This window comes from Actinoplanes sp. NPDC049316 (assembly GCF_040677315.1).
In the GTDB taxonomy this organism is placed as follows: Bacteria; Actinomycetota; Actinomycetes; order Mycobacteriales; family Micromonosporaceae; genus Actinoplanes.
Map to the genome: position 1 here is coordinate 81,545 of NZ_JBFAQM010000016.1, position 25,545 is coordinate 107,089.

General features: G+C 71.9%; 21 protein-coding genes. 9 read left to right on the top strand and 12 right to left on the bottom strand.

Features of this window, described 5'->3' with window-relative positions; translation table 11 throughout:
- Positions 1 to 5 precede the first annotated feature (5 nt).
- From AB0K03_RS23660 to AB0K03_RS23685, 6 genes are all read right to left on the bottom strand, one after another.
- Positions 6 to 1,838: an AAA family ATPase gene (locus AB0K03_RS23660; RefSeq protein ID WP_364688260.1), complete on the bottom strand. Its 1,833-nt coding sequence runs from the start codon at positions 1,836 to 1,838 to the stop codon at positions 6 to 8.
- A 49-nt stretch (positions 1,839 to 1,887) separates the two neighbouring features.
- Complete coding sequence (locus tag AB0K03_RS23665; protein WP_364688262.1) at positions 1,888 to 2,361, bottom strand: DUF2267 domain-containing protein; 474 nt, start codon at positions 2,359 to 2,361, stop codon at positions 1,888 to 1,890.
- 152 nt (positions 2,362 to 2,513) lie between these two features.
- Positions 2,514 to 4,880, bottom strand: a complete 2,367-nt coding sequence (locus tag AB0K03_RS23670) for a hypothetical protein (protein ID WP_364688264.1) — start codon at positions 4,878 to 4,880, stop codon at positions 2,514 to 2,516.
- Between the two features lie 154 nt (positions 4,881 to 5,034).
- Positions 5,035 to 6,306: an FAD-dependent oxidoreductase gene (locus tag AB0K03_RS23675; RefSeq protein ID WP_364688266.1), complete on the bottom strand. Its 1,272-nt coding sequence runs from the start codon at positions 6,304 to 6,306 to the stop codon at positions 5,035 to 5,037.
- Complete coding sequence (locus tag AB0K03_RS23680) at positions 6,291 to 7,661, bottom strand: aspartate aminotransferase family protein (RefSeq protein ID WP_364688268.1); 1,371 nt, start codon at positions 7,659 to 7,661, stop codon at positions 6,291 to 6,293. The genes AB0K03_RS23675 and AB0K03_RS23680 overlap by 16 nt, the downstream gene beginning before the upstream one ends.
- A complete protein-coding gene (locus AB0K03_RS23685) occupies positions 7,658 to 8,113 on the bottom strand; it encodes an Lrp/AsnC family transcriptional regulator (RefSeq protein WP_346015940.1) in 456 nt (151 codons plus the stop codon). The genes AB0K03_RS23680 and AB0K03_RS23685 overlap by 4 nt, the downstream gene beginning before the upstream one ends.
- A gap of 187 nt (positions 8,114 to 8,300) precedes the next feature.
- Between AB0K03_RS23685 and AB0K03_RS23690 the strand changes: the two genes are divergently transcribed.
- From AB0K03_RS23690 to AB0K03_RS23705, 4 genes are all read left to right on the top strand, one after another.
- Positions 8,301 to 9,506 (top strand): saccharopine dehydrogenase C-terminal domain-containing protein, encoded by a 1,206-nt coding sequence (locus AB0K03_RS23690; RefSeq protein WP_364688270.1) that lies wholly within the window; start codon positions 8,301 to 8,303, stop codon positions 9,504 to 9,506.
- A 40-nt stretch (positions 9,507 to 9,546) separates the two neighbouring features.
- A complete protein-coding gene (locus AB0K03_RS23695; protein ID WP_364688272.1) occupies positions 9,547 to 10,224 on the top strand; it encodes a hypothetical protein in 678 nt (225 codons plus the stop codon).
- Positions 10,221 to 10,562: a transcriptional regulator gene (locus tag AB0K03_RS23700; protein ID WP_364688274.1), complete on the top strand. Its 342-nt coding sequence runs from the start codon at positions 10,221 to 10,223 to the stop codon at positions 10,560 to 10,562. Before AB0K03_RS23695 ends, AB0K03_RS23700 begins: the two co-directional genes overlap by 4 nt.
- Positions 10,563 to 10,662: 100 nt before the next feature.
- Positions 10,663 to 11,433 (top strand): hypothetical protein, encoded by a 771-nt coding sequence (locus AB0K03_RS23705; RefSeq protein WP_364688276.1) that lies wholly within the window; start codon positions 10,663 to 10,665, stop codon positions 11,431 to 11,433.
- 3 nt (positions 11,434 to 11,436) lie between these two features.
- Here AB0K03_RS23705 and gabT read toward each other — a convergent pair whose 3' ends face one another.
- Together gabT and AB0K03_RS23715 are read right to left on the bottom strand one after the other, a co-directional pair.
- Positions 11,437 to 12,708, bottom strand: a complete 1,272-nt coding sequence (gene gabT, locus AB0K03_RS23710; RefSeq protein WP_364688278.1) for a 4-aminobutyrate--2-oxoglutarate transaminase — start codon at positions 12,706 to 12,708, stop codon at positions 11,437 to 11,439.
- A 2-nt stretch (positions 12,709 to 12,710) separates the two neighbouring features.
- Positions 12,711 to 14,147, bottom strand: a complete 1,437-nt coding sequence (locus tag AB0K03_RS23715) for a gamma-aminobutyraldehyde dehydrogenase (RefSeq protein ID WP_364688280.1) — start codon at positions 14,145 to 14,147, stop codon at positions 12,711 to 12,713.
- 214 nt (positions 14,148 to 14,361) lie between these two features.
- On the opposite strand from AB0K03_RS23715, the gene AB0K03_RS23720 reads away from it, so the two are divergent.
- From AB0K03_RS23720 to AB0K03_RS23735, 4 genes are read left to right on the top strand one after another with little or no spacing between them, the layout of a single operon-like run.
- Complete coding sequence (locus tag AB0K03_RS23720; protein ID WP_364688282.1) at positions 14,362 to 15,879, top strand: glycosyltransferase family 39 protein; 1,518 nt, start codon at positions 14,362 to 14,364, stop codon at positions 15,877 to 15,879.
- Positions 15,880 to 15,924: 45 nt separating this feature from the next.
- Positions 15,925 to 17,895: a bifunctional diguanylate cyclase/phosphodiesterase gene (locus AB0K03_RS23725; RefSeq protein ID WP_364688284.1), complete on the top strand. Its 1,971-nt coding sequence runs from the start codon at positions 15,925 to 15,927 to the stop codon at positions 17,893 to 17,895.
- Positions 17,896 to 17,907: 12 nt separating this feature from the next.
- Positions 17,908 to 18,813, top strand: coding sequence for an ABC transporter substrate-binding protein (locus tag AB0K03_RS23730; RefSeq protein ID WP_364688286.1), 906 nt, complete (start codon positions 17,908 to 17,910; stop codon positions 18,811 to 18,813).
- Positions 18,814 to 18,822: 9 nt separating this feature from the next.
- Positions 18,823 to 19,854 (top strand): 5'-3' exonuclease H3TH domain-containing protein, encoded by a 1,032-nt coding sequence (locus tag AB0K03_RS23735; protein WP_364688288.1) that lies wholly within the window; start codon positions 18,823 to 18,825, stop codon positions 19,852 to 19,854.
- A 129-nt stretch (positions 19,855 to 19,983) separates the two neighbouring features.
- On the opposite strand, the gene AB0K03_RS23740 is transcribed toward AB0K03_RS23735, so the two are convergent.
- Positions 19,984 to 21,504 (bottom strand): VCBS repeat-containing protein, encoded by a 1,521-nt coding sequence (locus AB0K03_RS23740; protein WP_364688290.1) that lies wholly within the window; start codon positions 21,502 to 21,504, stop codon positions 19,984 to 19,986.
- A 125-nt stretch (positions 21,505 to 21,629) separates the two neighbouring features.
- Here AB0K03_RS23740 and AB0K03_RS23745 point away from each other — a divergent pair, with 125 nt between their 5' ends.
- Positions 21,630 to 22,049 (top strand): VOC family protein, encoded by a 420-nt coding sequence (locus AB0K03_RS23745; protein WP_364688292.1) that lies wholly within the window; start codon positions 21,630 to 21,632, stop codon positions 22,047 to 22,049.
- Between the two features lie 53 nt (positions 22,050 to 22,102).
- Here the strand turns inward: AB0K03_RS23745 and AB0K03_RS23750 are convergent, their stop codons facing one another.
- From AB0K03_RS23750 to AB0K03_RS23760, 3 genes are all read right to left on the bottom strand, one after another.
- Positions 22,103 to 22,741 (bottom strand): DUF305 domain-containing protein, encoded by a 639-nt coding sequence (locus AB0K03_RS23750; protein WP_364688294.1) that lies wholly within the window; start codon positions 22,739 to 22,741, stop codon positions 22,103 to 22,105.
- 87 nt (positions 22,742 to 22,828) lie between these two features.
- Positions 22,829 to 23,263, bottom strand: a complete 435-nt coding sequence (locus AB0K03_RS23755; RefSeq protein ID WP_364688296.1) for a hypothetical protein — start codon at positions 23,261 to 23,263, stop codon at positions 22,829 to 22,831.
- Positions 23,264 to 23,290: 27 nt separating this feature from the next.
- Entirely contained in the window at positions 23,291 to 25,330 is a 2,040-nt protein-coding gene (locus tag AB0K03_RS23760; RefSeq protein WP_364688435.1) for a heavy metal translocating P-type ATPase, read from the bottom strand.
- Positions 25,331 to 25,545: the final 215 nt, after the last annotated feature.

A 25,545-nucleotide genomic window follows, 5' to 3' on the forward strand; every position in this document is an offset into this window, starting at 1 on the left:
ACCGGTCAGCGCGTACGTGGTAGGCCGTCGGGCGGCCCGGATCCCAGGTCCGACCAAACTTGGTCACCAGGCGGGCCGGTTTCCGACACCGATCGTGCATTCGGCGGACTCAAGACGATGTCACTCGGGCGAGTGTCTCGCGAGAACGTAACCCAGTAGCCCGCAAATTCGATGGGAGTGCGAACCGTCAGACGGTGCTTTCCGCCTTCAACCGGAGCAATTTCAGCAAGGCGAGAATCACTCTCCGCGGTAGGCCCGAAGAACTGTGTGAATTTAGCATCGGGAGCCAGCCGAACGGCCTCAATAATGTCGTGCGCGATCCGTTCAATCATTGCACTGAGCAGGGTGAAGACTTCACCTGTGGGGTCCAGCTGGTAAGCGCACCAAGCCGCGACATCATCGATTGGCCCGGTCTTTGCCGCAGCCTCGCGGGCGAGCGCTTCTCCTTTGCTTTCGATCCCCAACACATCCTCCAAGGTTCCTTGCGGATGGAGCCACATGCCTGCGGACCGCCAAATCTCCACGAGTCTGTCCTTCCGGACGGCACTGCCACCGGACCAGACGGCGCCTGCGAGCCACTTCGCACGGCTTTTCGGATCGTTGCCGACACCGTCCTTGTTCATAGCGGATATGAGAGGACGAAGGACCGCCGCAGTGTTCGCCGGCTCGGCTGCCAGGTCCTCGGCGTAGCGAACTCTTACTCTCTCGAGAGAGTCCATTGTTCGCGTAACCTCGGGCGCCAGACAGGCATCTAGATCTGCAACAGCTCGTACATCCAGATGCATTCTTGTAGCAATCTCGAACCATAGAGCAACGGCGCCGGATCCACCACAGGCCACCAAGTCGGTCTGGGCTACGACTTCCGGTGGGTGAGTCCTGCGCAGAGCCGCTGTAAGTGCAGCCACATCATGGACACCTTCCACCAGTACGGGTCGCGGGGAAAAGACCAACTTCGCCACGATCTCGCCGTTCTCACCGAGCGAAGCGGTAACCCTGTCCCGCTGAACAGGAAGAACCTCGTCGGCAAGCCGGATGGGTGCGCGCCCCACCGTGAATAACCAGATCGCTTCGAGGTCGTCGGCGCTCTTCGGCCGTAGCAGCGCCGGTTCATGTGTCACGACGACGGCGTGCCGACCGGTCCGGCGACATTCCTTGTCGAGTTCACCGACCCATAGCCTCGCCATTGCCGGATGGAGATGAAGCTCCGGTTCGTCGACGACGAGAACCGTCCAGTCGGTGCGGTAAACGGCAGCGAGGAGGATGACCAGTTCTCGAAGGCCATGGCCCTCGTCACGGAAGAGCGAGTAGCTTACGTTTCCCATCTGAATATAGGGGTCTAGAAAGCCAGAGCGCTCGCGCAACTCGATGGCGCGGCCGAGGGCCCTCCGAATGAAGGCGGCCACTCTTAAAAGGACTTCCGGGTCCTGCCTGAGCGAGTACAGCGTCTCGACAGCCTCGAAGGCGCCCTTGTACCGAGCCTGCGAAGCGAACGAGCGGATCTGGCTTGCCTCGGAGTCGCCGAGCGGAACACCTTTGTAGTCATTGGGTAGGATCGTGTACCCAAGTGACTGGGCTCCCGTTAGAGACAAAAGCCTGTCCGTCGTCAATAAACGTCCACCGACATGAGACGCCAATGCCTTTGCTGCACGCGACTTCCCCGTTCCATTACGGCCGACGAAGTATGTAACTGGGGAAGCCCAGCGATCTATACGAAGGTATGGCTCATCACGCGCATTGCCGCCCGTGGAAGCGTCGAAGACACCCCGCCAAGGAATGTTGACAACCGATTTAGCCGCTGCGTTGCGCTCCGGCGGATTCGGTGTAGCCAGCACTGGCACGAGTCCACCCACCTCCCTGTGAATGCTGGAGGGCAATCTAGCAAGCTAGCTAGCGATCTGATCCAGCAACCTGCTTCGCAGCGGAGCCTGACGATGATGCGAGCGAAATTCGCATGCGAAGTGTGGGCTGGCGGGCCGGGGTGACGCCGGCGCGCAGCAGGGGGCGCAGGTCCGCGGCCACCAGGTGGGCGACCGCGGCCGGCGCCGGGCCGGACCCGGCGGCGTTGAGGTGTTCGAAGACGGTGCGGGCGAGGAAGGCCGCGTCCGGTTCGTCGAGGTGGAGGCGGGCGGCGAGCCGGGTGATGAAGGCGCGGCAGCCGAGGACCTCGATCGGGCGGGCGTCGCCGGCCGGTGGGGCCGGATGGAGGTCGGCCGGGAGGTGGGCGGTCATCCGCCGGAACGCCGGGGCCGGGAGGAGGTCCTGCAGGGCGCCGAGGACGCCCTGGACCGTCCGCCGGGTCTGGTTGATGCCGTGCAGGCGACCGCGCGCCTGGATCCGCGCCAGCAGATCGTGACCGTCCATCATGGGCGTCCTCTCCGCCCCGGCGGTGGGGCAGAGGGCGTGATACCCACAAGATCGACCTCGAAACCGGACCGGCCCGGCTTCGCGGGCTTGCGCGTCCGCGGAGCCGGGCCTGAGCCGTCCTTGAGACGGGTCCGTCAGGATGGTCGTTGTCAGAAGGTGCTGACGGCCGAGTTGTCGCCACTGCCGGCGCGGTAGGCGACGACCTGGTAGCTGCTCGCCCGCCCGGCCGGGTCGGTCCACTGCTCGGTGGCCGTGCCGGTGACCAGGCCGAGGCGGTCGAGCAGGTGGGTCTCGCCGGGGACCGCGCCCTCGACCAGCAGCATCGCCTGGACCGTGACGGCGCCGGCCGGTGCGGCGGCGCTGTAGGAGCTGGTCACCCAGCCGGTCGCCGGGTCGACGGTGGCGGTGTTCGAGGTCGCCAGGCGGGTCACCTTGCCGGCGGCGTCGGTGAACGCCAGGCCGGCGCGGACCTTGCGGCCCGCGGCGCCGGCCTGGAAGGAGCCGACCGAGGTGTACGTGGCCCCGGCCGTGACCGGCACCTTGCGGCTGTACGCGCTGAGCTGCCCGCTGCCGGCGGCGGTGAGCTGCAGCGACGCCCCGCCGACCGCTCCGGCGACGTCGGTGCGCGACACCTTGGCGCCGGTGCCCGCGGTCCAGCCGGCCGTGCCCGCCGTGGCGGACTCGAGGCTCGCCGCGTCGGCGTCGAGCAGGTTGCCGGGCACCTCGGCGCTGCCCACGGGCAGGTCGGCGGCCAGGGCGCCGTCGCGGTACACCCGGTAGCCGGCGATCGCGTTGCCGGTGGCGTACGACTCGTTCCAGGTCAGCGCCGCCGGCGTGGTGGCCAGGCCGGCGGGGGCCTCGGGGGCGAGGGCTGCGGTGCGCACGGGCGCCGCGATGATGCCCGTGGTGGTGTTGCCGCTCAGCACGGTCCCGGCCGGCGCGGTGGCGTTCTTGCGGGCGCCGAGCTGGACGCCGTACCAGGTGGTGGGCCGGGCCTGGTCGTCGATGACGGCGTTGCCGGAGATCACGTCGCCGGTGCCGGTGGCCAGGCCGATGCCGGCGGTGTCGAACCACCCCACGCCGGTGTTGTACGTGGTGGAGCCGCCGTACCCGGCGTTGCGGATCTCGTTGCCGGCGATGGTGTCGGCGGTGTCCTTCACGGCCGCGTTGCCGTACACGAGGATGCCGCTCTGCCGCGGGCGCTCGATGACGTTGCCGCGAATCACGTTGCCGCCGCCGGGCCGCACGACATGGTCGGCGGTGTCCGTGCTCGCGTCGTCCCAGCCACCGATCGTGCCGCCGGTGCCGTCGGCGTCGAGGTAGTCCTCGTAGCCGACCGCCACGCCGACGGTCGCCGAGTCGAGGATGCGGTTGCCGGCCACAATCGTGTCGCGGGGCTGGGTGACGTCCTTGTTCGGGTTGACGTGCGAGTAGCGGGCGTTGGACTGGAGCACGATGTGCGAGCCCTCGAGCACGTTGCCGGTCACCGTCGCGCCGGCCACGCCCTCGAAGTACAGGTTGCCGTACTCGGTGACGCCGCGCGCCGCCGCCACCTCGCGGGTGGTGTGGACGACGTTGTCGCGCACGGTGGTCCGGATGGCGTTCGTGAAGTCGAAGAAGTTGCCGCGGGCGGTCGCGTCGTACTGGTTGCGCTCGATGACGGTGCCGTCGTTGCGGCCGCCACCGCCGATGTTGTCCTCGCCGTCGGACTCGGCGCCGCCCCAGTTGTCGAAGCGGTTGTCGACGACGCGGACGCCGGTCGTACCGGAGATCCACAGCTTGAAGTACTCGAAGTTGGTGAACCGGACCTGACGGATCGTCCACCGGTCGCCGGCCGCGATCCCGCCGCCGGTGCTGTCGTTCGTCCCCAGCGCGGTCCGGAAGTCGCAGGTCTCCCCCGGCCGCCCGGGCAGGGCGGCGGGCTCGGGAGCGCCGGCTCCGGTGCGGCAGTTGCCGTTCACGGTGAGGTCGGCGACCAGGTTGGTGCTGCCGGCCTCCTTGGTGTCGGCCGGGCGCACCAGGAAGCTGTAGCTGAAGTTCTTCCAGTTCACCGTCGGGTCGACGACCAGGCTGGTGGCGGCGATCCCGGCGCCGCGCAGGTCGACGTCCGGGGGCAGCTTCAGGCCCTTGGTGAGCCGGTACGCCCCGGCGCGCAGCAACACGGTGGCGGTGACCGGCGGGGTGATCACCGTGCCGTCGGCCGCGAGCACCGCGGGGCGGGTCCGGGCCGCGGCGGCCGTGATCGCCTGGTTGAGCGCGGAGTAGTCGTCGGCGGTGCCACCGCGCGGGGCGGGGGCGGCCACGCAGGACGGGTCGGCCGAGCACGCCGCCGCGGTCATGGGGGCCGGGCTGACGGTCGCGTCGAGCGAGTACGCCGGTGCGGCGACGGAGGTTCCGGCCGGGGCAGCGGCGGCGGTCTCGTCCGCGGCGGCCGCCGGGGCGGCTGCCAGCAGCAGCGCAGCCGGAAGGGTGAGGGCGATCGCCGCGAGGGAGCGGCCGGGGACGGAGGGGGACATCGGGTCTCCGGTCGGTAGCGGGTGGGGTGCGAATCGGGTGTAACCGTACGGATCCCGCCCCGTGCCGACCTCGGCTGAAGAGACGAGTCCAGACTTGTCCGATCAGCGCCTGACGCTCAATACCTTCCGTTATGTGAGAGAACTCACCCCAGCGTCAACGGCGCTCCCAGGCGTCCCGCAGGGCGGTGGCCCGTAACGCTGTGTTGATGCCGAGCCAGCGCAGCGGTTCCGGTTCCCAGGGACGGGAACGGTGGCCGACCCACGGCAGGGTGGTGCGCACGGTCAGGTCGCCGGTGATGAGCTCGGCGAGCGTACGGCCGCCCAGGTTCGCCGCCGCCACGCCGTCGCCCACGTAGCCGCCCGCCCAGCCGATGCCCTCGTGCAGGCCGACCGACGGCATCCAGTCGCGGGGGATGCCCAGCGGGCCGCCCCACGCGTGCTCGATCGGCGCGTCGATGCCGAACATCTCGGTGATGGCGTGCCGCAGGGCCGCGAAGACCGCCGGGTCGCGGTCGTAGCCCGCTCTCACCCGCGAGCCGAAGTGGTACGGCGCCCCGCGGCCACCGAAGGCGAGGCGGTCGTCTGCCGTGCGCTGGCCGTACACGATGAGGTGCCGCTCGTCGCTGACCGTCTCGCGCCGCGCCAGGCCGATCCGCTCCCAGGTCGCGGCGTCCAGCGGCGCCGTGGCGACCATCAGGGAGTAGACCGGCGCGAGGGTGCGCCGGTGCCCGGGCAGCGCGGCGGTGTAGCCCTCCAGCGCGCGCACCACGGTGGGCGCGCGGACCGTGCCGTGCTCGGTATCGACGCGGCCGCGGGTGATGCGGCGTACCCGCGTTCCCTCGTGGACGGTGACGCCGCGGCGCTCGACGGCCTCGGCCAGGCCGCGCACCAGCTTCGCCGGGTGCAGCGCCGCGCAGTGCGGACTGTACGTGCCGCCGAGCACGCGGGTGGCGCCGCAGATCGCGGCCGCCTTCGCGGCGTCGACGAAGTCCGGTGAGGCCTCGGCGCGGCGCAGCTGGGCGGGCGTACGGGCGAGCGAGACCGTGCCACCCTTGGCGTAGTCGCAGTCGATGCCCTCCGCCGCGGCGACCCGGCCGACCTCGTCCACGGCATCCGCGAGCGCCTGCGTCATCGCGTCCGCGTGCTCGGGTCCGTAGCGGCGGGCGAGCTTGTCGTACGGCACCGGGAACAGCCCCGAGCACCAGCCGCCGTTGCGCCCGGAGGCGCCGTACCCGCAGTATTCGGCCTCGAGCACGACGACGCGCAGGTGCGGCGCGGCGACCGCGAGGTAGTACGCGGTCCACAGGCCGGTGTAGCCGCCACCGACCACGGCCACGTCGGCGGTCGTGTCGCCGGGCAGCGGGGCGCGGCGGGCGAACGGGCCCAGCGAGGCGAGCCAGAAGGACGGGCTCAGATCCGGGTCCATGCCTCGCTCAGCACCGCGCGCAGGATCTGCTCGATCTCGGCGAAGTGCGGCTCCTCGCAGATCAGCGGCGGCGCGAGCTGCACGACCGGGTCGCCGCGGTCGTCGGCGCGGCAGTAGAGGCCGGCGTCGAACAACGCCTGCGACAGGAAACCACGCAGCAGCCGGTCGGACTCCGCGTCGTCGAAGGTGGCCTTGGTCGCCTTGTCCTTGACCAGCTCGATGCCGAAGAAGTAGCCGTCGCCGCGGACGTCGCCGACGATGGGCAGGTCCAGCAGCCGTTCCAGGTACGACCGGAAGAGTCCGGTCTGCGCGCGGACGTGGCCGTTGAGGTCCTCGCGCTCGAAGATGTCCAGGTTGGTCAGGGCGACCGCGGAGGCCACCGGGTGCCCGCCGAAGGTGATGCCGTGCGCGAACGAGGCGCTGCCGGTGAGGAACGGCTCGACCAGCCGCTCCGAGGCGATCATCGCGCCCAGCGGGACGTAGCCGGAGGTGAGGCCCTTGGCGCAGGTGATGATGTCCGGGGTGTAGCCGTAGCGCTGCGAGCCGAAGTACTCCCCCAGCCGGCCGAAGGCGCAGATCACCTCGTCGGAGACGAGCAGCACGTCGTAGCGGTCGCAGATCTCGCGGACCCGCTGGAAGTAGCCGGGCGGCGGCGGGAAGCAGCCGCCGGCGTTCTGCACCGGCTCGAGGTAGACGCAGGCGACGGTGTCGGGGCCCTCGAACTCGATGGCCTCGGCGATGCGGTCGGCGGCCCAGACGCCGAACTGCTCCTCGCTCATCGACTCGTCGGGTCGCCGGTAGTAGTTGGTGTTCGGCACCCGCATGGTGCTGGGCACGAGCGGCTCGTACTGCTGCTTGAGCAGGGGCAGGCCGGTGATGGACAGCGCGCCCATCGTGGTGCCGTGGTAGGCGACCGCGCGGGAGATCGCCTTGGTCTTCATCGGCTTGCCGGTCAGCTTGAAGTAGTTGCGGGCCAGCTTCCAGGCGCTCTCCACCGCCTCGGAGCCGCCGGTGGTGAAGAAGACCCGGTTGAGGTCGCCGGGGGCCAGCGCGGCGAGGCGTTCCGCCAGTTCGACGGCGGTGGGGTGGGCGTACGACCAGACCGGGAAGTAGGCGAGCTCGGCAGCCTGCTTGGCGGCGGCCTCGGCCAACTCGGTGCGGCCGTGCCCGGTCTGCACCACGAACAGGCCGGAGAGCCCGTCGAGGTAGCGCTTGCCGTGCTGGTCGTAGATGTACGGACCGGAGCCGCGCACGATGACCGGCACCTCGCCGGCCTGCTCGCCGGTATACGCCGAGAGCCGGGTGAAGTGCATCCAGAGGTGGTCACGGGCTGCGGCTGACAGGTCCTGGCTCATCTCGTTCCCCACGCGTAGGTCTGTTTCGCGAGCTTCAGATACATGAAGGTCTCCGTGGCGGAGACGCCGTCGATCGCCCGGATCTTGTCGTTGAGCAGCTCGAGCAGGTGCTCGTCGTCGGTGCAGACCAGCTCCACGAGCATGTCGTAGCCGCCGGCGCAGATCACCACGTAGTCCACCTCCGGGATCGCGGCGATCTCGTCGGCGATGCGGCGCATGTCGCCGAGCACCTTCACGCCGACCATGGCCTGGCGGGCGAAGCCGAGCGTGAGCGGGTCGGTGACCGCGACGATCTGCATGAGACCGTGGTCGAGAAGGCGCTGCACGCGCTGGCGTACGGCGGCCTCCGAGAGCCCGATGGTCTTGGCGAGCGTCGCGTACGACATCCGGCCGTCGCGCTGCAGGTGCTCGATGATCTGCTTGTTGATGCTGTCCAGAGCCTGGTCCGTCACGCCGCGATTGTTCCCCGGCGTCCCGGCTTCGGCAATGGAATCGGTCGTCATCCTCCCGTGTCGCGAGCGAATCCGTGGCGGTCTTTCATGTACATACGTTTATCGCAGCTTTCCCTGACCTTGACAAGTGTTTCCGTGGCCACAACGCTCTGCGGACAAGGTTTCCCTTGGAAAGGCGCTACCCCTCATGCGCATCCTTGTCATCGGCGCGGGCGGCGTGGGCACCGCGGCCACCCGGATCGCCGCCCGGCGTGACTTCTATGACCGATTTGTGATCGCCGACTTCGACCCCGTACGGGCCGAGCGTGCCGTCGCGTCCGTTGCGGACAGTCGCTTCGCGGCGGCCCGGGTGGACGCCTCGTCGGCGGAGGCGGTGGCCGCGCTCTGCCGCGAGCACGCCGTCACGCACGTGCTCAACGCCGTGGATCCCCGCTTCGTCATGCCGGTCTTCGAGGGCGCGCTCGCGGCCGGCGCCGACTACCTCGACATGGCCATGTCGCTGTCCCGGCCGCACCCGCGGGAGCCGTTCACCCGGACCGGGGTCAAGCTCGGCGACGAGCAGTTCGCCGCCGCGGACCGGTGGACGGCGGCCGGCCGGCTCGCGCTGGTCGGCATGGGCGTCGAACCGGGGCTTTCCGACGTGTTCGCCCGCTACGCCGCCGATCATCTCTTCTCGCGCATCGACGAGATCGGGATCCGCGACGGCGGCAACCTGGTCGTCGCCGGCTACGACTTCGCGCCCTCGTTCTCGGTGTGGACCACGATCGAGGAGTGCCTCAACCCGCCGGTCGTCTACGAGCGCGGGCGCGGCTGGTTCACCACCGAGCCGCTGTCCGAGCCGGAGACGTTCGACTTCCCCGGCGGCATCGGGCCGGTCGAGTGCGTGCACGTCGAGCACGAGGAGGTGCTGCTCATCCCCCGCTGGGTCGACGCGGGCCGGGTCACCTTCAAGTACGGGCTCGGCAAGGAGTTCATCGACGTGCTGAAGACCCTGCACAAGCTCGGGCTGGACCAGACCCGGCCGGTGCGCGTCGGCGGGGTCTCGGTGTCGCCGCGCGACGTGGTCGCCGCGGTGCTGCCCGATCCGTCCACGCTGGGCGAGCGCATGACCGGGGCCACGTGCGCCGGCACGCTCGTCACCGGCCTGGACAAGGCCGGCGCGCCGGGCACCGTGTACCTGCACCACATCGTGGACAACCAGTGGTCGATGCGGGAGTACGGCTCCCAGGCGGTGGTGTGGCAGACGGCCGTGAACCCGGTGGTCGCCCTGGAGCTGCTCGCCGCCGGGACGTGGGCGGGCGCCGGGGTGCTGGGCCCGGAGGCGTTCGACGCGGTGCCTTTTCTCGAGCTTTCGAGCGCGTACGGCTCGCCGTGGGCGATGCGGCGGCAGTGAAGCACTGGCGCAAATAGGTTTGCTGTGGAAACCTATTGGCATGACCACTGACTCGGTACCCGCCGGCGATCCGCGCCGGCTGCTCTCGGACGTCCGTTCCCTGGCCTCCCGGGTACGCCGGGACCAGCGGCTGACCTGGGTCGCGCTACTCGTGCTGGCCGGCGTGACCCTCCTCGGGATGCCGTTCGACTGGTTCGGCATGAAGGTGCACTGCCACCCTGATGGCAGCTGCGAGTTCGCGCGCCGGGGCGTGCTCTACTACTGGCCGCCTGCGCTGCTGCTGGCGTACGCGGCCATCGCGTACGGCTACGTGCGGGCCGCCCGGGCGCGGGGGCTGGGCGCGCGCGTGCTGCCGTACGCGGTGACCGGCGCCGTCACCACCGTCGTCTTCACCGCCCTCTGGGTCGCGGCGGCACTGTACCTCCCGGAACACCCGCAGGCGTTCCCCTCGTGGGTGATGGTGTTCGACCGGCTGTTCTCCCCGTGGGGCATGATCGGGATCGCGCTGCTGGTGCTGGCGCGGCTGGAACGCAACCTGCCCCTGCTGCTGTTCACCGTCGTCTACCTGGCGGTGATGCTGATGCCCCTCGAGGGCGCCTTCGGCGCACAGACCCACTGGGGCACGCGCGGGGCGTTCCTGCCCCAGCAGATCCTCGCGGGCACCCTGCTGCTGCTGGGTGGCATCGGGTTCCGGCGCGCCGCCCGGCGGCAGCGGTGATCGACGAGGCGGAGAGCTCGCACCCGGCCACCGGACTCGACGAGGTGGTGCACCAGCGGGTCCGGCTGGGGATCCTCACCATCGCGCACGAGGCGCGCCGGGTCGAGTTCGGCTACCTGCGCACCCAGCTGGAACTGACCGCCGGCAACCTCTCCAAGCACCTGAGCGTGCTGGAGGCGGCCGGCCTGATCGAGGTCGAGAAAGGGTACGAGGGCCGGCGCGGGCGTACCTGGATCACGCTCACCGCCGCCGGGACCGCCGCGCTCGCCGCCGAGATCGGACGGCTGCGGCAGCTCATCGATCGTATCGGGACCACGATCACCGAGGAGGAGAGATGACAACCGCTCTGACCCGCCGCCAGGTCCTCACCGCCGCCGTCGCCGCCGGGGTGGCCGTGCCGCTGGGCGGCCCCGCCCGGTCGGCCCCGGCCGGCTGCCCGTGATCCTGTTCTCGCACGGCGCCGGCGGGCACCGCTCCGAGACGACGATCGTGGTGCAGGAGCTGGCCAGCCACGGGTACGTCGTGGTGACGGTGGACCACACGGACGACGCGTACACCGAGTTCCCGGGCGGACGGGTCGCCGTGCCCGACGAGGACGCGTCGTTCACGCCGTGGGACTCCGCCGCCGACATGGTGTTCGTCCTCGACCGCATCGCGGATCTCGCCGCCGGGCGCAACCCCGGCGCCGGGCACCGTCCGCTGCCTGCCGGCCTGGCCGCCGCGCTCGACCTCGACCGCATCGGCATGTTCGGCTGGTCGAAGGGCGCGACCTCGACCGCCCTCGTCATGAACGAGGACCGGAGGGTGCGCGCGGGGCTCAGCTTCGACGGGCCGATGCAGGCGCAGCCGCCGGTCGCCGGGCTCCGCCGGCCGTTCATGCTGATGACCGCGGAGTTCGGCCGCGCCGCCGAGCAGAGCGTCGAGGAGTTCTGGTCGCAGCTGCGCGGCTGGCGGCTCAATGTGCAGGCCGACGGCGCGCTGCACGGGGCGTACTGCGACCACCAGTGGCTGATCCCGCAGCTGGCGCGGATCACCGGGATGAGCGACGAGGAGCTCGCGAGCTGGATCGGCACCCTCGACCCGGGCCGGGCCGTACGGATCCAGCAGGCGTACCCGCTGGCGTTCTTCGATCTGCACCTGCGGCACCGGCGGCAGCGCCTGCTGGAAGGCCCGAGCCCGGCCTTCCCGGAGATGCGCTACCTGCCCTGATCCTCAGCGCAGCGCCACCGCCAGGATCTCCAGCCCGCGGTCCACCTCCCGCTCGCCGATCACCAGGGGCGGGAGGAAGCGCAGGACGTTGCCGTACGTGCCGCAGGTCAGCACCAGCAGGCCCGCGTCGTGGCAGGCCTTGGCGACCGCCGCGGTGCGGGCCGCGTCCGGCTCGATGCCGCCGGGTTCGACCAGCTCGATCGCCAGCATCGCGCCGCGGCCGCGAGCCTCGCCGATGCCCGGATCCGTCATCGCCAGGCGTTCCAGGGCCGGCAGCATCCGCGCCTCGATGCGCCGGGCCGCACCGGCCAGGTCCAGCTCGCGCATCGTCTCGATCGCGGCCAGCGCCGCGGCGCAGGCGAGGGGGTTGCCGCCGTACGTGCCGCCGAGGCCGCCGGCGTGCACCGCGTCCATCAGCTCGGTGCGTCCTGCGACACCGGCGATCGGCAGCCCGCCGCCCATGCCCTTGGCCGTCGTCACGAGGTCCGGCTGCACGCCCTCGTGCTCGCTCGCGAACCAGGCGCCCGTACGGCAGAAACCGGTCTGGATCTCGTCCGCGACGAACACCGCACCGGCACCCCTCGCCCACGCCGCGATCGCCGGCAGGAACCCGGGCGCCGGGACGACGAAGCCGCCCTCCCCCTGGATCGGCTCGATGAGCACCGCGGCCACGTTCGCCCCGCCGACCTGCTTCTCGATCACGTCGATCGCGCGGATCGCGGCGTCGGGACCGGAGAGCCCGCCGTCGCGCAGCGGGTACGACATCGGGACCCGGTAGACCTCGGGTGCGAACGGGCCGAAGCGGTGCTTGTACGGCATCACCTTCGCGGTCAGCGCCATCGTCAGGTTCGTCCGCCCGTGGTACGCGTGGTCGAACACGACGACGGCCGGGCGCCCGGTGGCGTGCCGGGCGATCTTCACCGCGTTCTCCACCGCCTCGGCGCCGGAGTTGAACAGCGCCGCGCGCTTGTCGAACTCCCCCGGCGTCAGCGCGATCAGCTGCTCGCACACCGCCACGTACGACTCGTACGGCGCGACCATGAAGCAGGTGTGGGTGAACCGTTCGACCTGCGCGCGGACCGCCTCGACGACCCGGGGCGCGCTGTTGCCGACGTTGGTCACCGCGATGCCGGAGGCGAAGTCGATCCACTCCCGGCCGTCGACGTCGCGGACCGTCCCGCCGCCGGCGCTCTCCACGTAGGACGCCACCACCGAGCCGACCCCGCGGGCGACCGCCGCCGTACGCCGCTTGTGCAGTTCCTCGGACGACGGCACGCCTACTCCCCGGTGTAGTGCATGACGTGCTTGAGGCGGGTGTAGTCCTCCAGCCCGTACACGGAGAGGTCCTTGCCGTGACCCGAGTGCTTGAACCCGCCGTGCGGCATCTCCGCGACCAGCGGGATGTGGCAGTTGACCCACACGCAGCCGAAGTCGAGCCGCCGGGTCATCCGCATCGCCCGGCCGTGGTCCTTCGTCCACACCGAGGACGCGAGGCCGTACTCGACGCCGTTGGCCCAGCGGACCGCCTCGTCCTCGTCGGTGAAGCGCTGCACCGTGATGACCGGGCCGAACACCTCGTCCTGGATGATCTCGTCGTCCTGGCGCAGCCCGGACACCACGGTCGGGCTGTAGAAGTAGCCGCGCTCGCCCTGGCGCGCGCCGCCGGCCTCGACCGTGGCGTGGTCCGGCAGCCGCTCCAGGAAGCCGCTGACCCGCTCGAGCTGGCGGGCGTTGTTCAGCGGGCCGTAGAGCACGTCCTCGTCCGACGGCGGGCCGGTGCGGGTGCCCCGGGCCTGCTCGGCCAGCGCGGCGACGAAGTCGGTATAGACGCCGGGCGCGGCGAGCACCCGGGTGGCGGCCGTACAGTCCTGGCCGGCGTTGAAGTAACCGGCCTCGGCGATCGCGGCCGACGCGGCGGCGACGTCCGCGTCGTCGAAGACCACGACCGGCGCCTTGCCGCCGAGCTCCAGGTGGGTGCGCTTGAGGTCGGCCGCGGCCGACCCGGCGACCTCCATCCCGGCGCGCACCGAGCCGGTGATCGACACCATCTGCGGCACGGGATGGGCCACCAGCTCCCGCCCGGTGTCCCGGTCGCCGGTGATGACGTTGAAGACTCCCGGCGGGAGGAACTCCGCGGCGATCTCGGCCAGCATCACCGTGGTGACCGGCGTGGTGTCGGAGGGCTTGAGCACCACCGTGTTGCCGGCCGCCAGCGCCGGCGCGATCTTCCAGACGGCCATCATCAGCGGGTAGTTCCACGGCGTGACCTGGGCGCAGACCCCGATCGGCTCGCGCCGCACGTAGCTCTCGTAACCGGACATGTACTGCCCGGCGGACCGGCCCTCCAGCAGCCGCGCGGCGCCGGCGAAGAAGCGGACCTGGTCGACGGCCGGCGGGATCTCCTCGCTCATGGTGAGCCCGATCGGCTTGCCGGTGTTCTGCGACTCGGCGGCGACCAGCTCCTCCGCCTTCGCCTCCAGCGCGTCGGCGAAGCGCAGCAGGGCCCGTTGCCGCTCGGCGGGCGTGGTGTCGCGCCAGCCCTCGAACGCGGCCGCGGCGGCACGGACGGCCCGGTCCACGTCTTCCTTGCCCGACACCGGCGCGCTGGCGAACACCTCGCCGGTGGCCGGGTCGATGAGATCGGCGTACCGGCCGTCGGCGGGCGCGGCCGGGGCCCCGGCGATGACGTTGTGCAACACGGTCTTGGCGGACATCCGGCCTCCAGAGTGCGGTATCCCGGTCTGCCGCCCCATCCTTTCCACCGAATCCGTGGCTGACAACCCCCTGGACCCACTCCTTCCGTCGCGATCCGGCGTGCGGCCCGGGCGGTCCACAGTGGTCTCCCAGTCGGATCGACGACAATCGCCGACGGCCCGCTGTGCAACGGTGACATCCGGGCACGAAGCCCTCTAAATCGCCGGAGGGGTGATGAGCGTCCCTACCGCTGTGGACGAGAAGCAGGCTCAGCCGCCGCCGGCTCGGCCGTCGTCCCGCGACCGATGGCGCCGCTGGCTGCCCGGCCTGCTCCCCGCCCTGGTCATGACGGTGATCGGCCTGATCGGCGCCGGGCATCCGGTGCTCAGCTGGGACGAGGTCACCACCGCCGACGTCGCGCAGCGCACGCCGGCGCAGATCTGGCAGCTCGTCCAGCACGTCGACGCCGTCTTCGGGCCGTACTACCTGTTCATGCACGGATGGACCCGGCTCGCCGGCATGACCGAGCTGGACCTGCGCCTGCCCTCGATCATCGCGATGGCGGTGGCGGTGGGGCTGGCCGGGGAGCTGGGCCGGCGGCTGTTCACGCCCCTGGTCGGCGTGCTGGCCGGGTTGTTCCTGTGCATCCTGCCGAACAGCACCCGGTACGCCGCCGAGGCCCGCCCGTACGCGTTCACCTGCCTGCTCTCGGTCCTGGCCGTCCTGTTGCTGCTGGGCGCCACGGAACACGCGAGCGCGTGGCGCTGGGTCGCGTACGGATCCTCGGTGGTGCTGCTGGGTGTCAGCCATCTGGTCGCGCTGAGCACGCTCGCGGCACACGCCGTCGTCGTGGCCGTACGGCACAAGGGTCCCCGCCGGGTGCTCGTGCCCTGGGCCGTGACCCTCGCCGTCTGCGCCGCCGCGCTGGCACCGGTGGCCTGGCTGGGCACCCGGCAGAGCGACACGCAGCTCGCCTGGGTGAACCCGCTGACCCTGGGGACCCTCTACCAGGCGCCGGGTGACATCGCCGGCGCCCATCGCGCGGCCTGGCTGCTTCTCGGGCTGGCCCTGCTCGCCCGGTGGCGCCCGGCCCACCCGGTCGTCGCCATGGCCGTGATGGCCGTGGCGCCGCCGGCCGCGGTGGCGGTGGTGTCCGTGCTGTTCCACCCGTTCTGGGTCGACCGGTATCTGCTCGTCGTGCTCGCCCCGGCCGCCATCCTCGCCGCGGTCGCCGTCGCCCGTACCGCGGAGTGGGCGTCCCGGCGCAGCCGCGTCACGACCGCGCTGCGCATCCTCGCCGTCCTGGTGCTGCTGGCCGCCTCGGCGTACCCCGATCAGCGGCGGGTCCGCAGCGCCACCTACAAGGCCGGGCCCGACTACCGCGGCATCGCGGCGCTCATCCGCCACGACCAGCAGCCCGGCGACGCCCTGGTGTACGAGCCCCGTACCCGCGCCCTGCGCGCCGGCATGGACTACTACCTGCGCGACGACCCCGGCCGGCCGCAGGACGTGCTGATGCGCCGCTCGGCCGCGCAGGCCGGCCAGGTACGGGCCGACGAGTACCGGCGCGACGCCCCGGCCCGGCTCAGCGGCGAGCGGCGGGTGTGGCTCGTCGTCGACGGCCGCCACGCCGATCCCCTCGAACGCTTTCCCGCGCTGCGCGCAGTCTTCGGCACGCACTTCGTCCGCGCCGGGTATTGGCAGTTCGACCGGGCCACCGTCGCGCTCTTCCGCAACCGGACGGGCCCCTGAGCCCGTTCTCCTTCAGGTGACGCAGCTCGCGCCGATAGAAGCGCCGTGCGGTTACGGAGCAGATCGGGTGCGGAAGGCGGGTCGCGGCTGTTCGTCGCGTACGCCGCCGCGAGCCTGGTGCCCGTGGCCGTGCTGGGCGCCGTGCTGGTCAACGGCTACCGGGACGACGCCACGCGGCAGGCCGAGGAACAGGGCCGCGCGCAGGCCGTGGTCATCGCCGAGATGGCGGTCGCCCCGGCGCTGGAGGGCGCCGACCTGGCCGCCGGGCTGACCTCGGCGCAGCGCGACCGGCTGCAGTCCGCCACCGACTTCGCGATCTTCCACGGGTCCGTAGTGCGGATGCGGCTGCGCAGCTTCACCGGGCAGGTCGTGTTCTCCGACGACGGCTCCACCGTCGGGGGTGTACCGGTCGGCGATCCGGCGTTCACGGCCGCCTCGGTCGGCAGCACCGACGTGGCGGTCGTGCCGGACCCGGAGCGGGACCCCGGCGAGGTCATCCGCGTGCTCGAGCCGGTCGTGCCCAGCGCCTCCGGCCGGGCGATCGGGGTGCTGGAGCTGTACCTGCCGTACGAGACCATCGCCGCGCACCTGCAGCGGCAGATGAGCGTGACGTACTGGCGGCTGGGCGCCGGCCTCGTCGGGCTGTACCTGGTGCTCGCGCTGATCTCCTGGTCGACGACCCGCTCGCTGCGCCGCTACGCGGCCCGGCAGGAGCACGAGGCCCTGCACGACGGGCTCACCGGGCTGCCGAACCGCGCCGCGTTCCGGCTACGGGCCCGGGCGGCGCTGGACACCGCGCCGCGCCGGGGCGCCGTCGTGCTGGTCGACCTCAACCACTTCAAAGAGGTCAACGACACGCTCGGCCACCACGCCGGCGACGAGCTGCTGCGGGTCGTGGCCGAACGGCTGGTCGGCGCGCTGCGGCCCGAGGACACCGTGACCCGGCTCGGCGGCGACGAGTTCGGCCTGATCCTGCCCGGGCTCGGCCGCGGGGAGGTGGTGGCGTTGCTGGCCGGCGTCCGTGCCCGGCTCACCGAGGAGATCGTCCTCGACGGCATCCCGCTGACCATCGAGGCCAGCTTCGGCGTGGCCCTCTACCCGGAGCACGGCGCGGGCGTCGAGGAGCTGCTGCAGTCCGCCGACGCCGCCATGTACCAGGGCAAACGAGGCACGATCAACATCGTGGTGTACGCCGGCGGCGGCGTCGCGCACTCGACCCAGTGGCTGGTCGTGCAGGCCGAGCTGCGCCACGCGCTGGAACGCGACGAGCTGGTCCTGCACTACCAGCCGAAGATCCGCCTGTCGGACGGCGAGATCTGTGGCGTGGAGGCGCTCGTCCGCTGGCAGCACCCCGTACGCGGGCTGCTGTCGCCGGCCGAGTTCCTGCCCGCCGCCGAGCAGTCCGGGCTGATCGAGCCGCTGACCGCGTGGGTGCTGCACCGGGCGCTCGCCGACCAGCGGGACTGGCTGACCGCCGGGCGGACGTGGCCGGTGGCGGTGAACGTGTCGGCCCGCAACCTCGAGGTGCCGGGCTTCGCCGAGTTCGTCGCCGCCACGGTCGCCGAGTACGGCGTCCCCGCCGACATGCTCATGCTCGAGGTGACCGAGACGGCCCTGGCCGGCGACGCCGCGACCGCCACCCGCGCGGTGATCGACCTGGTCGGCCTCGGCGCCGGCGTCGCGGTCGACGACTTCGGCGTGGGCTACACGAGCCTGTCGCAGCTGCGCAACGTCCCCGTGTCGGAGATCAAGATCGACCAGATCTTCGTCCGCGGCATCACGCGCAACCCGCAGAGCGAGGCGATCGTGCGCTCGGTCATCGAGCTGGCGCACGGCCTCGGCTGCTGGGTCACCGCCGAGGGCGTGGAGAGCGCCGCCGTGCGGGCCTGGCTCGAGGAGGCCGGCTGCGACGCCGTGCAGGGCACGCTGCTCTCCGCCCCGCTGACCTGGACCGACCTGATCGAGACGACCGGCCGTGCCGGGCGGGAGCTCCCCGCTGTCACGGCCGGCACGTGAAAAGGGGGACCCATGCCCGGATTCCGGACGGCTCTCGCGACGACCGCGGTGCTGCTCGTCGTCGCCACCACCGGCTGCGCCGGCACGAAGGGCGTCAACCGCGACGCCGGTACGGCCGGTGACGTCGCCTTCGACCAGGGGCTGCACGACGCGCTCCCGCAGAAGGTCCGCGACCGGGGCACGATCCGCCTCGCCACCGACCCCAGCTACCCGCCCATGGAGTCGTACGGCACCGACGGGCGCAGCATCATCGGCTTCGAACCCGACCTCGCCGCCGCCCTCGGCGCGGTGCTCGGCATCAAGGTCGAGATGGTCGCCGCCGACTTCGACTCCTCGCTGGACGAGACGGCCGCCGGCACGTACGACGGGGTGCTGTCGGCCATGACCGACACCGCCGCGCGCGAGAAGACCACGGACTTCGTCAACTACTTCGCCGCCGGGACCTCGATCATCGTGCAGCGCGGCAACGCGCACGGCGTCACCGACCTCAAGGACCTCTGCGGCCGGGTGGTGGCGGTGGAGAAGGGCACGGTCCAGGTGGACCTGCTCGAGCGGTCCCAGCGAGGCTGCGGCGAACAGCGCATGACGGTACGCACCTTCAAGACGAACTCGGACGCGCTGCTGCGGCTGCGTACGGGACGTGCGGTGGCCGTGCTCAGCGACTACCCCACCGCCGCGCACCTGACCACCGACCAGCGCACCCGCTCGCACTTCCAGCTGGCGTCGACCGTGCAGTACGAGCCGGGCCTGTACGGCCTCGCCGTGGCCCGGGACAACACAGCGCTGCGGGACACGCTGCGCGACGCCCTGGACCTGCTGATCCGCTCCGGCGCGTACGGCGAGCTGCTGGAACGCTGGGGTCTGGCCAGCGGCGCGGTGAAGGCGTCGTCCATCAACGCCGGCGGCAGCGAGGACTAGACTCGGCGCGTGTCGCCGTCCGCCCCTCTGCTGCTCGTGCTCGACGGCAACAGTCTGCTGCACCGCGCATACCACGCCGGTGCGGCAGACGGCTTTCTGGACGCGGACGGCCGTCCGGTGTGGGCGTTGCGCGGGCTCGTCGGGTTCATCGCGCGGGCGGCGGCGTACCTGCGACCGGACGCGCTGATCGTCGGCTTCGACTGCCCGCATGACTCAGCGCGCCGGACCGACTACGACGGGTACAAGGCGCATCGCCCGGAGAAGCCCGCCGACCTCACCGAGCAGATCGCCGGGGCGCCGCAGCTGCTGACCGCCGCCGGGGTGCGCACGGTGGTGCCACCGGCGTACGAGGCCGACGACGTGCTCGCCAGCTCGGCCGCGCACGCCCGCCGCCACGGCTGGCGCGCGGTGCTCATGACCAGCGACCGGGACGCGTTCGCCCTCATCGACGAGACCACCTCCGTGCTGCGCGTCCGCAACGGCGGCTTCGACGAGGCGGTGCTGGTCGACGCCGCCGGCCTGCCCGAGCTGTGTGGCGTCGAGCCGTGGCAGTACCGCGACTTCGCGGCGCTGCGCGGCGACCCGTCGGACAATCTGCCGGGCGTCCGCGGTTTCGGCTCGGCGACCGCGGCGCGGCTGCTCGCGGCCTTCGGCTCGGTCGACTCCGCGTGGGCCGCCCTGGACGCGGGCGAGCTGCACCTGGTCCGGGAGGCGGTCGGCGACAAGGCCGCGGCTCAGCTCGCCGCTGCGGGCGTACGCGAAACCGTGGAGCGCAACCGGCGGCTCATGAGCATGCGCACCGACCTGGCCCTGCCCGAGCTGGACGCGCTCCGGCTGCCGTTGAGCATGGCGGTGTTCCGCCGGGCCCTGCGCGAGCGCGGCATCAACCTCGGGCCGTCGCTGTGGGCGCTCACCGGCGGCGTGCCACCCCAGCGGGAACCGCTCGACGAGGACCCGATCCCGCAGCTGCAGCCCTGGGTGATCCGCCGGGGCATGAGCGGGCGCCGCGACCCGACGCCCGGGCAGCTGTCGCTGTTCTGAGGTCCGTTCAGGCCGTCGCCTGCCCGTCGGGGCCGCGCTCGGTGACGTCCACCGTGACGCCGATGATCCGGCCGGCCCTGCCGCCCGCCATGGGACACGAGTCCACCGTAGGCGGCACCGGCCGCGTGACTATCCCGCGAGGACGCGCGCTTGCGTCCGGCCGCTCGCCGTGCCCGACTTCTGCACCACCACCAGGTCGAGCCGGCCGTCGCCGTTCCAGTCCGCCAGCGAGAACGCGTGCTGTGCGCCGGTCGGGCCGAGCGCCGTCGTCACCTTCAGCAGGCCACGCCGGAAGGTGGACGCGCCGTCCAGGATGCGTACCTCGGTCTTGCGGCTCGCCGTGCCCGTCTTCTGCACGAACACCAGATCGGGCCGGCCGTCGCCGTTCCAGTCCGCGAGCGACACGTCGTGGCGGTCGTCGGCCGCGCCGAACGCCGTGGCCGCCTCGGTGAGGTAGTGCTGGAACTGGGACGTGCCGTCCAGGATCCGCGCCTCGGTCTTGCCGCTCGCCGTGCCCGACTTCTGCACCACCACCAGGTCGAGCCGGCCGTCGCCGTTCCAGTCCGTCATGGCGAACGCGTAGCGCCCGTCCGTGGGCCCGAGCACGGTCGTCGTCTCCAGGAGATAGCGCTGGAAGCCCGAGGCGCCGTCGACCACCCGCAGCTCCGTCAGCCCGCTGGCGGTGCCGGACTTCTGCACCACGATGAGGTCGGGCCGGCCGTCACCGTTCCAGTCGGCCATGGAGAACGCGTGGCGTTCGTCCGTCGGGCCGAGGACGGTGCCGGTGTGCAGCAGCAGGTGCTGGAAGCCTGCCGCGCCCTTGGGAAGCGCCGACGTGCCGTCCAGGATGTACAGCTCGGTGCGCCCGCTGCCGGTGCCCGAGCGTTGCACCACCACCAGGTCCGGACGGCGGTCGCCGTTCCAGTCGGCCGTGGACATGTCGTATCGGCCGTCGGTCGGGCCCAGGCTGGTCGCGGCCGCCGCCAGCTCACGCTGGAAAGGACCCGCCGGCTTCTTCGCCGGGGTCTTCCGCCTCACCGGGGCGGCGACAGGTGAGCCCTGCGGCCACAACGCGCCCACGATCAGCTGCGCGTCGTGCGCCTCCGGTGCGTACGCCAGCGGAAAGCGGGAGCCCTGCACGCGTTGACAGATCTGTCCCACGTCACCGATCTGCCAGCCTCCGTCCGGATGCTTGCGGATCATCGCGTTGAGGAACGCGTGCGTGGCGTAGCGGGGGTCGAGCAGCTCGCCGGGGCTGCCCCAGCCCTGCGACGGGCGCTGCTGGAAGAGCCCGAGGCTGTCGTGGTCGACCGCGACGGTGTAGTTATGCAGGGTGCTCTCGGCGATGGCCGCGGTCACGGCGATCACCGCGGCCCGCTGGTTCAGCCCGCGGCTCTTGACGTTGCCCACGATGGCCCGCGCGCAGGAGACGCTGTAGCCGGTCACCGAGGAGCCCAGCCGCCGGCCGTTCATCGCCGGCCTCAGGCGCTCGGCGATCGCATCGTCCGCCGAGGACACTCCGGCGGGCTGGCAGGGAGCGGACGGGATGGCAGCGGCGGCCACGGCAGGTGCGGGGGCGATCAGCGATCCGGCGGCGAGGGCGGCGACGACGACCGCACGGACGGTGTGGCCCTGCCTCGGTGCTGCCATTCTCGCTCCCCCTGCGTGCCGGCTGCCATCAACCTGCCATATACCGGGCACGCCGGGGAAGGACGGTCTGGCTGAGAGCTGGCTGAGAAGCCGGGCGGCCTGCGCCGCCGGTGCATCATCGATGGATGCGGCTGCGGATGGAATTGTTCGTCGACGACCTCGACACGAGCATCGCGTTCTACGCCGGCACGCTCGGCTTCGAGGTCACCCGGCGCAGCGACGACTACGTCAGCCTGCGCCGCGGTTCGGTGGTGTTCGGCCTCGGGCCGGCGGCGAAGCTCCCCGAGCACGGCGACGGCCCCGGATTCACCCGGCAACGGCTCGCCGCCGGCCGCGGGGCGGGCGTGGAGATCGTCCTCGAAGTGGACTCGCCGGGCCAGGTGACGGCGCTGCACGAGCGCTGCCGGCAGCAGGGCGTCGTGGTGGAGGGCCTGCAGCCGAGGCCGTGGGGGTTGCAGGACTTCCGCGTCGCCGATCCCGACGGCTACTACCTGCGCATCACCCACGGCGACACGGCCGCATCCGGCGCCGCGCCGCCGGGCTGAACCGGTCCGGCCGACGACGCGTGCCGGGCGGGTGCCCGGCACGCGCGCAGCCGTCACGACTGCTCGAGCATCTTCCTCATCTCGGCGATCTCGGCTTGCTGGTCCGTGACGATCTTCTGAGCGAGGGCCTTGGCCTCGGGGTCGGAGCCCTGTGCCGCCTCCTGCTGCGCCATCTGGACCGCGCCCTCGTGGTGGGCGATCATCATGGTCAGGAACTGCTTGTCGAACGCGGCACCCTTGGCGCCCGTCAGCTCGGCCATGTCCTCGGCGGACATCATGCCGGGCATCGCACCGTGGTCCATGCCGGGCATGCCGGGCTCCATGGTGGAACCTGGCGCGGGGGCGGGCTTGCCCCAGGCGGTGAGCCACTGGTTCATGGTGTCGATCTCGGGTTGCTGGGCCGCCTTGATCGTGGCTGCCAGCTCCTTGACGCCGGGGTCGGCGGCGCGGCCGTCGGCCAGAGCGGCCATCTGGATGGCCTGCCGGTGGTGGTCGATCATCAATTGGGCGAACGTCACGTCGGCGTCGTTGAACGCCGCCGTGCCCGCCGGTGCACTCGCCGCGGTCGCGGCTCCGTGATCCATGGCGGAACCGGACGACGAGCCGTCACCGCCGCAGGCGGAAACGACCAGGGTGGCGGCGAGCGCGGCGCCGGCGAGTACGCCGCGGCGCAGGAAACCTGCGGTGAACATGGGTGTACGACCTTTCCAGGCGGGGAACGGGATGCGCAGGAACGTCTCCGGGCACGGCGCGTACGGCCGCGCTCCGGTGAGGGCGTTCTATATGCGCAGCACCGCCACCGATGCCACGGTCAGTCCCATCCACCGTCTCGGCGGTGGTCGCGGCACACTCGGCGCGAAGGGTCGTCCGGGGCCCCACCCGAGTGGGCCGGGGCGGGATGTCAGGAGCAGCGCCGCCAGGAGCACCGCCGCGGTGAGGCCACCGAGGACGGCCAGGCAGATCGCCCAGCCGCTCATCCCGCCGTGGTCACGGCCCGGGCAGTGACCGTCCGGGCAGTGATCGGCGGACCCGGCGGCCGCTGTCTCGCCGGCCTCCGGTGACGCGACGCCGGCGGTTGCGGCGGTGTGCCCGTGCGTGCCGACGTGCACTCCGGCGTGGCCCAGGGTGTGCATGGCTGCCAGACCGAACACGGTGGAGAGCAGCAGGAACAACCGGATCGCACGTCCGATGCCTGCCGCCTCCACCGGGGTCACGGCGTCCACGCTAACGGCCTTGCGCCGTCATCCGTTCTGCGGGGTGAGGCGGACCCGGCGCAGCAGTTGCGCGTTGAGCGCCACCACGATCGTCGAGGCCGACATGAGCACCGCGCCGACCGCCGGGCTCAGCGTGACGCCCGCCCAGGCCAGCGCACCCGCTGCGAGCGGGATGGCGACGACGTTGTAGCCGGCCGCCCAGGCCAGGTTCTGGACCATCTTGCGGTACGAGGCCTTCGACAGGCGGATGACGCTGGCGACCCCGCGCGGGTCCGAGGACGCGAGGACCACGCCCGCCGACTCGATCGCCACGTCGGTGCCGGCGCCGATGGCCAGGCCGACGTCGGCGCGCGCCAGGGCCGGCGCGTCGTTGACCCCGTCCCCGACCATCGCCACGGTCAGGCCGCGCGCCTGCAGGTCGGCCACCGCCTTGTCCTTGTCGGCCGGCAGCACCTCCGCGAAGACCTCGTCCACGCCGGGCCGGAAGCCCAGATCGGCGGCCACGGACTCGGCGACCGGCCGGGCGTCGCCGGTGATCATCACGATCTTGCCGACGCCGTGCCGGCGCAGCTGCTCGATCGCCTGCCGCGCCTCCGGCCGGACCTCGTCCTCGAGCGCGAACGCGCCGATCACCTCCGGCGCGCCGGTGCCGGGCAGCCGTACGAGGTGCAGCACCGCCGCGCCCCGGGCCGACCACTGCTCCGTGGTCTCCGCCAGGCTGCCGGGGACCGTCGTCTCCAGCTCCCGCAGCAGCGCCGGGCCGCCCACCGCGTACGCCGTACCGTCGACGACCGCCTGCACCCCCCGGCCGGTCAGCGACCGGAAGCCGGTGGCCGTCGCCCGCAGGCCGCGGTCGCGGGCGACCGTGGTCAGGGCGCGGGCGAGGGGATGCTCGCTGTCGGCCTCCACCGCGCCGGCGATGCGCAGCGCGTCGTCGTCGGACGTGCCGCCGGCGGACGCCACGGCGGTCACCGTGTGGGCGCCCTTGGTGAGGGTGCCGGTCTTGTCGAACAGCACCGCGTCGACGGTACGCATGCGCTCCAGCGCGAGGCGATCCTTGACGAGGATGCCCGCCTTGGCCGACAGGGCCGTGGACAGGGCGATCACCAGCGGGATGGCCAGCCCGAGGGCGTGCGGGCAGGCGATCACGAGGACCGTCACCGTCCGCACCACCGACTGGTCGACGTCGCCGAGCGCCCACCACACGGCGAAGGTCACCACAGCGGCGGCCGTCGCGATGGAGAACAGCATCGCGGCGAACCGGTCCGCCAGCACCTGCGCGCGCCCGCTGGAGGCCTGCGCCTGCGCGACGAGCCGGCCGATCCCCGCCAGGGCGGTGTCCTCCCCCACGGCGTCGACCCGTACGCGCAGCGCCGAGTCGGTGGCGACCGTGCCGGCGACGACGCGGTCCCCCACCGCCCGCGCGACCGGGCGCGATTCGCCGGTGATCATCGATTCGTCCAGCTCGGCGGAGCCCTCGACGATGCGGCCGTCGGCGGGAACGCGGCCGCCCGAGCGCACCAGCACGACGTCGTCGACGCGCAGCTCCGCGACCGGCACCCGCTCGACCTCGCCGCCGCCGGTGACGCGCTCGGCGTCGTCGGGCAGCAGGGCGGCCAGCGCGGCCAGCGCGCCCTGGGCCTGACCGATCGCCTTCATCTCCTGCCAGTGGCCCAGCAGCATGATGGTCACCAGCGCGGCCAGCTCCCACCAGAAGTCGAGATCGAAGGCGCCGAAGCTGGTGGCCAGCGAGGCCACGTAGGCGACCGTGATCGCCATCGAGATCAGCAGCATCATGCCGGGGGCACGGTCGCGGACCTCGCCGATGCCACCGGCCAGGAACGGCCACCCGCCGTAGCCGAACACCACCGTGCCGAGCACCGGCCCGACCAGGCCGATGCCGGGGAAGTCGATCGAATAGCCGAACCAGTCCATCACCATGTGGCTGGTCAGCACGATCGGCACCGTCAGCGCGAGGCTCAGCCAGAACTTGCGGCGGAACATCTCCGGGTCGTGACCGGCGTGCTTGTCATGACCGCCGTGGCCGCCGTGACTCGCGTGATCCATGTGCCCGTGCGGCGCTGCCGCCGCATCGGTCTCATGGTCCCCTGCCGTCAGCAGAAGGGTCGTGTCCTTGCTTGTGCCAGGTTGCATTCCCCTCACCTCCTCGCCCTGACCATATACCCCCCGGGGGTACCTGCCAAGGGTGCGTGACGGTCGTCGCGTCCACGGCGGTGCAGGGCGCGCAGGGCGGCCGTCAGGAGCTCGCCCGGCCGCTGCCG

What these genes read in the sequence shown, in the direction of transcription:
- AB0K03_RS23665 (WP_364688262.1), bottom strand. Translation starts at nt 2,361, where the DNA reads ATGGACGGTCACGATCTGCTGGCGCGGATCCAGGCGCGCGGTCGCCTG.
- AB0K03_RS23670 (WP_364688264.1), bottom strand. Translation starts at nt 4,880, where the DNA reads ATGTCCCCCTCCGTCCCCGGCCGCTCCCTCGCGGCGATCGCCCTCACC.
- AB0K03_RS23675 (WP_364688266.1), bottom strand. Translation starts at nt 6,306, where the DNA reads ATGGACCCGGATCTGAGCCCGTCCTTCTGGCTCGCCTCGCTGGGCCCG.
- AB0K03_RS23680 (WP_364688268.1), bottom strand. Translation starts at nt 7,661, where the DNA reads ATGAGCCAGGACCTGTCAGCCGCAGCCCGTGACCACCTCTGGATGCAC.
- AB0K03_RS23690 (WP_364688270.1), top strand. Translation starts at nt 8,301, where the DNA reads ATGCGCATCCTTGTCATCGGCGCGGGCGGCGTGGGCACCGCGGCCACC.
- AB0K03_RS23695 (WP_364688272.1), top strand. Translation starts at nt 9,547, where the DNA reads ATGACCACTGACTCGGTACCCGCCGGCGATCCGCGCCGGCTGCTCTCG.
- AB0K03_RS23715 (WP_364688280.1), bottom strand. Translation starts at nt 14,147, where the DNA reads ATGTCCGCCAAGACCGTGTTGCACAACGTCATCGCCGGGGCCCCGGCC.
- AB0K03_RS23720 (WP_364688282.1), top strand. Translation starts at nt 14,362, where the DNA reads ATGAGCGTCCCTACCGCTGTGGACGAGAAGCAGGCTCAGCCGCCGCCG.
- AB0K03_RS23730 (WP_364688286.1), top strand. Translation starts at nt 17,908, where the DNA reads ATGCCCGGATTCCGGACGGCTCTCGCGACGACCGCGGTGCTGCTCGTC.
- AB0K03_RS23740 (WP_364688290.1), bottom strand. Translation starts at nt 21,504, where the DNA reads ATGGCAGCACCGAGGCAGGGCCACACCGTCCGTGCGGTCGTCGTCGCC.
- AB0K03_RS23745 (WP_364688292.1), top strand. Translation starts at nt 21,630, where the DNA reads ATGCGGCTGCGGATGGAATTGTTCGTCGACGACCTCGACACGAGCATC.
- AB0K03_RS23750 (WP_364688294.1), bottom strand. Translation starts at nt 22,741, where the DNA reads ATGTTCACCGCAGGTTTCCTGCGCCGCGGCGTACTCGCCGGCGCCGCG.
- AB0K03_RS23760 (WP_364688435.1), bottom strand. Translation starts at nt 25,330, where the DNA reads ATGGATCACGCGAGTCACGGCGGCCACGGCGGTCATGACAAGCACGCC.